Raw genomic sequence first — 5,401 nt, forward strand, 5'->3', positions numbered from 1 at the left:
ATATAATTTTTCGATGTGATCTTCTCCGGCCGCAATTTTGATACTTTTTACCTGAAGCAATACCAATTCGATCATCAGCTGGTGGTAGGCATGTTCAAAGCGATCATATTTAAAATATGTCTCGGACGGCATGTTGTCATCCTCAATACTTATCCATCGGAAAGCGTGTTCAAAATCCTTGATAATTTCGTAAAATACTTGATAGTCGAAGGCTACGGTCTTATGAAAATCGGGAGGAACCTTGTATCTTTTGGATAGGTCGGCTACCTGAAGGCTATATTCGTTCCCCAAAAACATTGGACTGGCCTTTACCGCTTTTCCATTGATACGCATATAGTTGATACAGTTGTTTTTCATGTCGGCTTCCGAGAGAGACCTTTCCGTAAACGGGTTGAGGGCAATACTCCACGTACCGGTGGAAACCAAAATAAATTTCTCTTTAACGCTGCGAACGTAGGGCAGAAGTGCCGCTGAACTATCGTGAATACCGACCCCGATCTTAATGCGTTTGCCGTTGTAGTTCATGTTGATGCTGGTCTCCGTAGAAACGATAGGAGGGAGAATGCGGTGGATATCCTCTGTATATACCCATTCGTGATAATCCTTTTTATCATAATCCCACAGGGCGGTATGGCACCCGATACTGGTATATTCGCTGATGGGAATACCTGTAAACAAATAGCTGATGTACTGTGGAAGGTGTAGCGAATAGGCAATCTTCTTAAAGATTTTCGGTCGGGTATGCTTGAGCCAGTAGAGCTGCATCCCTGAATTTAACATCCCGGAATTTGACGATCCGGTTTGGGTCGAGAACTCTGTTTCCGGACCATATTTTTTATAGAAGGATGCAATCAGTTCTTCATCCAAAGGTTTTGTGTAATTGTATAGGGGCGTAAGTACCTTCCCGTTTTCATCCAAATGGACAAAACTAGCGCCATACGTGGAAAAATTGATGGCGGTAATATTGAATTCCTTGGCGTTTAAAATCCGATCGAAAACTTCCTTTAGCCAAACTTCTAGTGCTTTTAGGTCTTCCGTAGGATGGCCATCTTCGTCTTTGATCAGGTCAAAGCGGATATATTCCCGATACACCTCTTGGTAGTCCCCGTCAAAAAGAAAAAACTTTTTGTTGGTCTTGCCGATGTCGAATATGGCTGTTACTTCTTTCATAGTCCCGATGCTACTGAATCCGCACCCCGCTCGGCCACCAATTTGTTTCTTACGCCCATTGAGCGATAGGCTTTCAGCGGATGCAGCGCCCCACCGGTCTGCAACCTTGCTTTTTGCAATAACGGCCGGACATCGGTACGGTAAGCGTCCTGAAGAATTTCTTGGCATCTGACCACGTCGTGATTTTGCTGTGCATCGTTCAATTCCTTTTGGTCCACCAACAATGCTTTGGCGTAAGCTTCTTGGATGGCTTCCAACGATTGTATGATATCTTCGAGCGGGTCTTTGATGTTATGGCTTGCATCGATCATCCAGGCCGGGTAGGGGTTTTGGGGATTGTTTTCCATGCCATAGACCAAGGCGTTAAAAATCAAGAAGAGCGCATAGGGTTTTACGCTGCCCACGGTCAGATCGTCATCGCCGTATTTGCTATCGTTAAAATGGAATCCGCCCAGCTTGCCCTTGAGCATCAAAGTCGAAACGATTTGTTCGATGTTCGTATTTGGGAGGTGATGGCCGAGGTCTACCAAAGTATACGCCTTTTCGCCACATTCGTTGGCCAATAAAAAGGATGTGCCCCAATCCTTTATGACCGTACTGTAGAAATTGGGCTCATAAGGCTTGTATTCGATAAACAGTTTCCAGTCTTCAGGAAGGATTTTATATATTTCTTTTAGACTTTTTTGAGTCTGTTGCAAAGCGGACTGAAAATTGGTCTGCCCCGGGAAAGAAGCCCCGTCCGCCAACCAAACGGTTAGGCTTTTTGAACCCAGTTTATCCCCTATCATAATAACTTCCTTGTTATGTTCGACCGCCTGTTGCCGGACCGCTTCGTCGATATTGCTGAGCGATCCGTGCCGATAGCTTTGCCCTGCATTTTTCTGGTCTTGAAACGTGTTCGAGTTGACCGCATCAAAGGTAATTTGGTGGGATTGTGCCAATTCTTTGATGGCCTGATAATCCTTTGGGACATCCCATGGAATATGCAGGGAAATGGCGCCCGCCGTTTGGGTCAGCGCATGGATGGCACCGACATCGTCTATCTTTTGTTCCAGTGTGCCCGGCTCGCCCTGAAATCCAAAGCGGCCAAAGCGTGTACCGCCCGCGCCCAAGGCCCAACTGGGAATGGCAACTTGGAAATCCGCCAGTTTTTGAACGACATTCTCGACCTCTATTCCCTTTTTGGTCAATTGGTTTGCGATGTAATCGAAGGTTTCGAGGTGGTCGTCGAGGAACTTTTGGTTGACATCTTCTATATGTTGTTTTCCTATTTTCATTTGGATTTGAATTATGATCTACCTGCCAGGTGTTCCCGCTTTTGGTCGACCTGCCAGGTATTCCCGACCGTAAGGAGGGTTCATTGTAGGTCTGGCGGGTTAGGAAAAAACATCGAGCTAGACCTACAAGGATCTCGTGCCTCGCTCATACCTTGCAGGTCTGATGACCCGCGAAAACACCTTGCGAGGTCTAATGTCCCGCGAAAACACCTTGCAACGTCGAATCGATTACCGCACAAAGGCGTTCGCCATTCCCCCATCAACATTAATAATATTTCCAGTACTTTTATCCAAAACACCAACAAGGGCAAAAACCCCGTTGGCGATATCATCGGGATAGATAATTTCGTTCAATAGATTTCTTTTGGCATAGTGGGCGGGGAGTTCCTCGACCGTTATGCCATAGGCTTTGGCCCTGCCTTCGGCCCAATCGCCTTCCCATATCTTACTGCCCACGATGACGCCGTCGGGGTTGACCGTGTTCACTCGAATCTTATCCCCGCCCAGTTCGGCCGCCAAGAGACGAGCCATGTGCTGCTGGGCTGCCTTGGCGGTGCCGTAGCCAACATTATTAGGGCCGGATACGAGTCCGTTTTTGCTGGCGATACTGATAAAATCCCCACCAAGATCTTGTTTGCGCATAATGGCCACGGCCTGTTTGGCAAGTTCAAACTGACCTTTGACGAGTACGTTCTGTAGCAGGTCCCAATCCTTTTCGGTGGTTTCCTCGATCGGTTTTGAGATGGCGAGTCCCGCACTGTGGACGACTATGTCTACGCCTCCAAAATCAAGACAGGCTTTTTTAAATGCATCGGCAATCGATTCCTTTTTGGTCACATCGCAAACGGCGTAGGTGGCCGTATCTTTCCCGAAGGTATCCAGAGCCTCCTGCAGACGGTCTTCTGCAATATCCGTGAGCACTACGTTCGCGCCCTCTTCGGCCAACTTATCCGCAATGGCCTTGCCGATTCCGCCGCCTGCACCGGTCACCAAAGCGATTTTTCGGGACAAGGGTTTTTCCTTCGGCATGCGTTGTAGTTTAGCTTCCTCCAACAACCAATATTCGATATCAAAGGCTTCTTGCCTGGGTAAAGAAGTATATTCGGTAATGGCCTCCGCGCCCCGCATTACATTGATGGCGTTGACGTAAAATTCATTGGCCACCCGTGTGGTCTGTTTATTCTTGGCAAAACTGAACATGCCGACACCTGGGTAGATGATGATTACGGGACTGGCATCGCGCATCGCGGGGCTGTTCGGGTGCTTGTGTTTTTCGTAATAATCCGCATACGACGCCTTGTACTTTTCGAAGGCCGGTTTCAGCTGCTTCAGAACCGAATCGGAATCCGAAAGGTCGGCGTCGGCATCAAGTTCGAGTACTAACGGCTGGATTTTCGTACGCAGAAAATGATCGGGACAAGAAGTACCCATCGGGGCCAAGCGTTCCATATCATTACTGTTGATAAATTCCAGCACCGTATCACTATCGTTAAAATGGCCGATCATCTTATTTTCTGCGGAACAAAGTCCCCGGAGTATCGGTATAAGCATCGCGGCTTGCTCTTTGCGTTCGTTCTTTGGAAGGCTTTCGATTTTTTGTCCTCCAAAAACACTACCGTTCCCCTTGATTTTTTGGGCGATATATCCGGATGCCATTTCGATGACCTCCAAACTGTTCACGTAGCTCTCATACGAAGTATCGCCCCAGGTGAACAGGCCGTGGCTTCCCAAAACGATGCCGCGGATACCGGGATTGTCGTTCAGACATTTTTCCAATTGCAGTCCCAAATCGAAACCGGGGCGTTGCCAAGGCACCCATCCCATAGTATCCCCCCATATTTCTTTGGTTACCTGCTCACTATCCTTCGCCGCAGCGACGGCAATAAGGGCATCCGGATGGAGGTGGTCGATATGTTTAAAGGGAAGCAATCCGTGTAACGGGGTGTCGATAGATGGCGCGCGGCTATCGAGGTCGTAAATACAATGGTCGAACAATCCGACCATACGATCTTCATCCTCTAGACCACCATACACATTTTTAAGGTTCCGCAATCGATCCACGTAGAGACCGGCGATACCATCACGTGTCAACGTACCGATGTCGCCACCGGAACCTTTTATCCACATGACCTCGACCTCGGCATTGGTCAAGGGATCTTTTTCGATGGTCTTACAGCTTGTATTTCCGCCACCATAGTTGGTTATTCGTAAATCGGCCCCGAGAATATTCGATCGGTATAAAAAAAGTTCGACCTGATTGTCGCCCAGTTCGGCCGCTTTTTTATCGTCCCAGAGGTAATCTACATATTTAAATTCTTTGACCGGATTGCCCATAATAATTGTTTTTTGGTTATTCTTTCAGCTAAAATAAGTTGTGAAAGTCAGGTTTGTATCCTGTACTGTACTGTATGGGTAAAAAAAATATGGAGTGCATTAATTTAAAAGAGTTCGTTACCTTACGGATTCCTAAGACGAGAACCATGGATATTTTCAAGTATGTAGAAATCGACGGGCAATCGAGAATACCCAAATATCGGCAAATTGTGGATTCCATTATCCACAATATTTCGATCGGAAAGCTGAAAATCGATGAAAAAATTCCCTCTATCAATAGTTTTAGTGAAGAGTACCTGCTCTCAAGGGATACCGTTGAAAAGGCCTATTCCATCTTAAAGGAAAGGCAAATTATCACTTCAATACGGGGCAAAGGCTATTATATAAGTCGAACGAAGTTATTGTCGAAAATCAACATCCTATTTATGATCAACAAGTTGAGTACGTACAAGATGCGTATCTATAATAGTTTTGTGAATAGTATCGGCGGCAATTCACATACCGATCTCCATATTTACCATTGTGACAATTCGTTATTTCTCAACCTGCTCGAAAAAAATCGGAGCGCTTATGATTATTATATTATCATGCCCCATTTCAAGACAGAACAGATGAAACAT

General features: G+C 46.4%; 4 protein-coding genes. 1 reads left to right on the forward strand and 3 read right to left on the reverse strand.

The genetic code is table 11. The features are described 5' to 3' along the window. The 3 genes from ACEW8S_RS15875 to ACEW8S_RS15885 form a co-directional block, all read right to left on the reverse strand. A partial coding sequence (locus ACEW8S_RS15875) for an FGGY family carbohydrate kinase (RefSeq protein ID WP_373519100.1) occupies nt 1-1,170 on the reverse strand: 1,170 nt, incomplete at its 3' end. Beyond that, complete coding sequence (locus ACEW8S_RS15880) at nt 1,167-2,447, reverse strand: TIM barrel protein (protein WP_373519101.1); 1,281 nt, start codon at nt 2,445-2,447, stop codon at nt 1,167-1,169. The genes ACEW8S_RS15880 and ACEW8S_RS15875, both read right to left, overlap by 4 nt. A 228-nt stretch (nt 2,448-2,675) precedes the next feature. Continuing rightward, nucleotides 2,676-4,781, reverse strand: a complete 2,106-nt coding sequence (locus ACEW8S_RS15885) for a bifunctional aldolase/short-chain dehydrogenase (RefSeq protein ID WP_373519102.1) — start codon at nt 4,779-4,781, stop codon at nt 2,676-2,678. A gap of 146 nt (nt 4,782-4,927) precedes the next feature. On the opposite strand from ACEW8S_RS15885, the gene ACEW8S_RS15890 reads away from it, so the two are divergent. Next, a partial coding sequence (locus ACEW8S_RS15890) for a GntR family transcriptional regulator (protein ID WP_373519103.1) occupies nt 4,928-5,401 on the forward strand: 474 nt, incomplete at its 3' end.

The sequence above is a fragment of the Pricia sp. genome, from assembly GCF_041745955.1.
GTDB lineage: Bacteria > Bacteroidota > Bacteroidia > Flavobacteriales > Flavobacteriaceae > Pricia.